The following is a 4,413-nucleotide window of genomic DNA, read 5'->3' on the forward strand; positions in this document are numbered from 1 at the left end:
CGCGAAATCTTCGTGGGCGATACCTGCCAGATCGACGTCATCGACCGCGACGGCAACATGGTGGCCGCCACGCCTTCCGGCGGCTGGCTGTCGTCCAGCCCGGTCGTGCCGGGGCTGGGCTTCCCGTTGACGACGCGCCTGCAGATGACCTGGCTGGACGACGGCGTCGCAGGCCAGTTGCAGCCGGGCAAGCGCCCTTGCACCACCTTGTCGCCCGGCCTGGTGCTGCGCGACGGGCAACCCTACATGGCGTTCGGCACGCCCGGCGGCGACCAGCAGGACCAATGGACGGTGGCGTTCTTCCTGCGCCATGCGATGGGCATGAACCTGCAGGAAGCCATCGACGCGCCTTCCTGGCACATCGACCACTTTCCCGGTTCGTTCTGGCCGCGCACGCAGACGCTGAACCGCCTGACGGTGGAGTCCCGCCTGCCCGAGGCCACGGTCCAGGCGCTGCGCGATGCCGGCCACGAGGTCAAGGTCGGCCCGGCGTGGTCTGAAGGCCGCATCAGCGCCTGCACGCGCGAACCCGCGGCGGGCGGCGCATTGCTGCTGCGCGCCGGCGCCAATCCGCGCGGCATGCAGGGCTATGCCGTCGGCCGATGATCCTGATCAACCAGTTCCATTCCAGCCGGCGTCCAGACCGGCACTTGCACAAGGGGTAATCACCATGACACTGCGATTCAAACGACTGTTGCGCGCATGCGCGTTCGGCCTGGCGCTGGCCGCGCCCGCGCTGTCCCAGGCAGCCTGGCCGGAAAAGCCCATCACGCTGATCGTGCCGTGGGCCGCCGGCGGTTCCACCGACATCCTGGCGCGCGTGCTGTCCGAGGGGCTCACCCAGTCGCTGGGCCAGTCCGTCATCGTCGAGAACCGCTCCGGCGCCTCGGGCAACATCGGCACGACCTTCGTGGCCCGCGCCAAGCCCGACGGCTACACGCTGCTGGTAGGCTCGATGAGCACTCACACCATGAACCAGGCCCTGTACTCCAACATGCCCTTCGACGGAGTGAAGGACTTCACGCCCATCGCCGAACTGGCCCTGGTGACCAACACGATGGTGGTCCACCCGTCGGTGCCCGCCGCCAACCTGAAGGAATTCATCGCCTACGTGAAAGAGCGCCCGGATACGGTCGCCTACGCGTCGGCGGGCCAAGGCTCGACCAACCACCTGAGCGCCGCGCTGTTCGAGAAAGCCGCCGGCGTGAAGATGATGCACATCCCCTACCGCGGTGGCGCGCCTGCCGTCCTGGATACGGTGGCCGGCCGCACGCAGGTGCTGTTCAGCGCCGGCACGCAGACGCTGCCGCACGTGCAGACCGGCAAGCTGAAACTGCTGGCCGTCACCGAGGAAAAGCGCTCGCCCCTCTTGCCCGAGGTGCCGACCGTCGCCGAAACGCTGCCCGGCTATGAGCTGTCGGTCTGGTACGGCGCATTCGGCCCGGCGGGCATGCCGCCCGAACTGACCGCGCGCCTGAACCGCGAGATCAACCTGATCTTGAAGCGCCCCGACGTCATCAAGAAAATGGGCGACATGGGCGTGCTGCTGACCGAGACCACGCCGGAGCAATTCGGCCAGATCCTGGCGCGCGACGCCGACAAGTACGGCAAGCTGATCAAGGAATTGGGGATCACCGCGGAATGACCGGCCACGCTATCCCGCAGCATCCCGCGCCGTCCGGCGTGCAGGCCGTCGCGCGGGCTTACGCCTCGGCCGACGCGGCGGCTGCGCTGCAAGCCATCGACGCCTACGCCCACGCCGCGCTGGGCCACGCCTTGTGCACCGTCAACCGCTACGACGCGGACGCCATGCGCGTGGTGCGCCTGTACAGCTCGAACCCCCAGGCCTATCCCCCGGGCGGCAGCAAGGACAAGCGCGGCACGCCCTGGGGCCGCCACGTCCTGCTTGAGCAACAGGTATTTGTGGGCGAAGGCGAAGCCGCGATCCGCGAATTCTTCAACGACCACGACGCGATCCGCGACCTGGGCCTGCAATCGGTGATCAACATCCCGGTCGTCTACGCCGGCGCATGCCTGGGCACCGTGAACTTCCTGATGCCGCGCGCAAAGGTCTCGGAAGCCGACATCGACAACGCCCGCCTGGCGGGCTTGCTGGCGCTGCCGGCGTTCCTGGCGCTGCGGCAAGCGGGCTGAGAACATCCCGCATTTGCACAGCATCGCAGTTCGCCGGCGTTAGAATGGGGCCGTTCAGGCCACTGGAATCGCCAGACCATGAAGACCGTTCCCATCGAAACATTGGGCCAGATTTCGGCAGCGCAGGAAGCGAAGCTGCTGGGCACCCTTGACGCCGCACTGTCGGCCGATGAAGGCAGGGCCGCGCGTCAGCATCTTGCGGCGGGAAGATCCGTCTATTTCCGTGAAGCGCTGATGCCGCCCGGCCATGTCATTCGCAAGCAGCCTGATGGTACGTGCCAGCTCGTCAGATTCACGGCCGACGGCTCCGAGGAGCTGGTATCCGAACCCGCCGCGGCGTGACGATTCCTCAGCTCTGGGTTGTTGCCGGACCCAATGGCGCGGGAAAATCGACCCTCATCAGCGACCGGCTGCACGGCCGGCTGCCTTTCGTGAATCCCGACGACATTGCCCGCCGAATCTCGCCAACCGATTTCGACAACCCGCGGAACATCATCCAGGCCGGCAGGCAGGCCTTGAAGGAAAGGCGTGCCCACCTGGCTGCCCTTGATTCATTTGCTATCGAAACAACGCTTACCGGCAACAGCGCGTTGGATCTGATAGGTGTCGCCAAAGCACGCGACTATAAGATCAACCTGATTTTTGTAGGGCTTGATGACGTTGCTTTGTCGATGGCTCGCGTCGCATTGCGCGTCCGCGCTGGCGGCCATCGTGTCCCGGCCAAAGATCTGCTGCGCAGGTTTTCGCGCAGCATGGAAAATCTGACGCACGCATCAAGGCTGGCAGACCGTCTCTGGCTCCTGGACAACTCTGGTTTGCGCCGGCGTCTGCTGTTGTCCAGTGTTCAGCACCAACCCAGGTTCTTATCTTCGAAAATCCCCGAATGGGTGCCGACCGAAATTTTGGACAGCTTTCGGAAAAATCTCTAGATCAACGCCCGGCGTATCCTTGACGACAGCATGTCGATCACGACCACGAACGCCACGATGATGATCATCACCGCGCACGTTTCCGCGTAGCGGAAGCTGCGGATGATTTCCCACAGCACCGTGCCGATGCCGCCCGCCCCCACGATGCCGACCACCGAGGCCGAACGCACGTTCGATTCGAAGCGGTACAGCGAATACGAGATCCACAGCGGCAGCACTTGCGGGATCACGCCGTAGACGATTTCTTCCAGCGCGTTGGCGCCCGTGGCCCGCACCCCTTCGACCGGACGCGGGTCGATGGCTTCGACGGCTTCCGAGAACAGCTTGGCCAGCACGCCCGTCGTGTGCACCCACAGGGCCAGCACGCCTGCGAACGGGCCCAGGCCCACGGCCACGATGAACAGCATGGCGAACACCATCTCGTTGATGGCGCGGCAGGCGTCCATCAGGCGGCGCATGGGCTGGTAGACCCACGCCGGCACCATGTTCGACGAGCACAGCAGGCCCAGCGGCACGGCCACCACGATGGCGAGGAATGTGCCCCACACGGCAATCTGCACCGTCACGATCATCTCGTCCAGGTACATGCGCCAGTCGCGGAAGTTGGGCGGGAAGAAGTCCGCGGCGAACTGGGCCATGTTGCCCGAGTCGCGCAGCAGGTCCAGGGGCCGCATGTCCGCGCCCCGCCACGACATGACAAGCAGCGCAAGCACGACGGCCCAGACAAGAAGGACCGGCAGCGACGAGCGCGGCGCGGCAGGCAGGCGGGATGGGTGGCTAGGTTCATGGAGAAAGGCGATCCGCGGGAAGGCATTCGGAGGTCAGGCGCCGGCGCGTCAGGCGACGCGCCGGCGTGTTGCGGCAAGGCTTATTGCTTGGCGGAAGCGGGCTGGCCCAGGCTGGCCAGCTTCCCGTCCAGTTCGGCGAGTTGCTTCTGCTTTTCCGCCTGGCCCAGCGTGCTGTCGGCTTCGACCTTGGCTTTTTCACGCGCCAGTTCGATCTGGCGGATCGGCACGAGCTGCTGGTTGTCGGAGGCGCGGAAGCCCTGATACGTCAGCGCCTTCAGGTTGGCCATTTCGCGCTCGGCGTCCTTGCCCTTGCCGTAGTTGACGAAGAAGTCGCGGATGCGGCCTTTCAGGTCGGCAGGCAGGTCCGTGCGCATCACTAGCGGGTCCGCCGGGATCAGCGGCGACTTCCACAGCACGCGCACGCTGTCATTGGCGTCCTTGCCGGTGTTCAGGCGATAGCGTTCCAGCGCCTCGGTGTTGTTGACCGCGACATCCACCTGCTTGTTGATGACCGACAGCAGATTGGCTTCGTGGTTGCTGGC

General features: G+C 65.6%; 7 protein-coding genes. 5 read left to right on the plus strand and 2 right to left on the minus strand.

Features of this window, described 5'->3' with window-relative positions; translation table 11 throughout:
• The 5 genes from ACO6D5_RS20680 to ACO6D5_RS20700 all read left to right on the plus strand — a co-directional run.
• A partial coding sequence (locus tag ACO6D5_RS20680) for a gamma-glutamyltransferase (protein ID WP_485826399.1) occupies window positions 1–606 on the plus strand: 606 nt, incomplete at its 5' end.
• 64 nt (window positions 607–670) lie between these two features.
• On the plus strand, window positions 671–1,645 hold the full coding sequence (locus ACO6D5_RS20685) for a Bug family tripartite tricarboxylate transporter substrate binding protein (protein WP_485826400.1): 975 nt from the start codon (window positions 671–673) through the stop codon (window positions 1,643–1,645).
• Window positions 1,642–2,154 carry a GAF domain-containing protein gene (locus tag ACO6D5_RS20690; protein ID WP_315527689.1) on the plus strand — a complete coding sequence of 171 codons (513 nt, stop codon included), beginning with the start codon at window positions 1,642–1,644 and terminating at the stop codon, window positions 2,152–2,154. Before ACO6D5_RS20685 ends, ACO6D5_RS20690 begins: the two co-directional genes overlap by 4 nt.
• Window positions 2,155–2,232: 78 nt before the next feature.
• Window positions 2,233–2,496, plus strand: coding sequence for a hypothetical protein (locus tag ACO6D5_RS20695; protein WP_485826401.1), 264 nt, complete (start codon window positions 2,233–2,235; stop codon window positions 2,494–2,496).
• Window positions 2,493–3,083, plus strand: coding sequence for an ATPase (locus ACO6D5_RS20700; RefSeq protein WP_315527693.1), 591 nt, complete (start codon window positions 2,493–2,495; stop codon window positions 3,081–3,083). Before ACO6D5_RS20695 ends, ACO6D5_RS20700 begins: the two co-directional genes overlap by 4 nt.
• Here the strand turns inward: ACO6D5_RS20700 and phnE are convergent.
• Together phnE and ACO6D5_RS20710 are read right to left on the minus strand one after the other, a co-directional pair.
• On the minus strand, window positions 3,080–3,883 hold the full coding sequence (phnE, locus tag ACO6D5_RS20705) for a phosphonate ABC transporter, permease protein PhnE (protein ID WP_485826403.1): 804 nt from the start codon (window positions 3,881–3,883) through the stop codon (window positions 3,080–3,082). The two genes, ACO6D5_RS20700 and phnE, sit on opposite strands and share 4 nt — an antisense overlap.
• 68 nt (window positions 3,884–3,951) lie before the next feature.
• Window positions 3,952–4,413, minus strand: a 462-nt coding sequence (locus tag ACO6D5_RS20710; RefSeq protein ID WP_485826402.1) for a PhnD/SsuA/transferrin family substrate-binding protein, incomplete at its 5' end; no start/stop codon positions are given.

Source organism: Achromobacter sp. (assembly GCF_057314935.1).

Bases quoted from the DNA above. Each gene is read 5' to 3' on its own strand.
- ACO6D5_RS20685 (WP_485826400.1), top strand. From the start codon at position 671: ATGACACTGCGATTCAAACGACTGTTGCGCGCATGCGCGTTCGGCCTG.
- ACO6D5_RS20695 (WP_485826401.1), top strand. From the start codon at position 2,233: ATGAAGACCGTTCCCATCGAAACATTGGGCCAGATTTCGGCAGCGCAG.
- ACO6D5_RS20690 (WP_315527689.1), top strand. From the start codon at position 1,642: ATGACCGGCCACGCTATCCCGCAGCATCCCGCGCCGTCCGGCGTGCAG.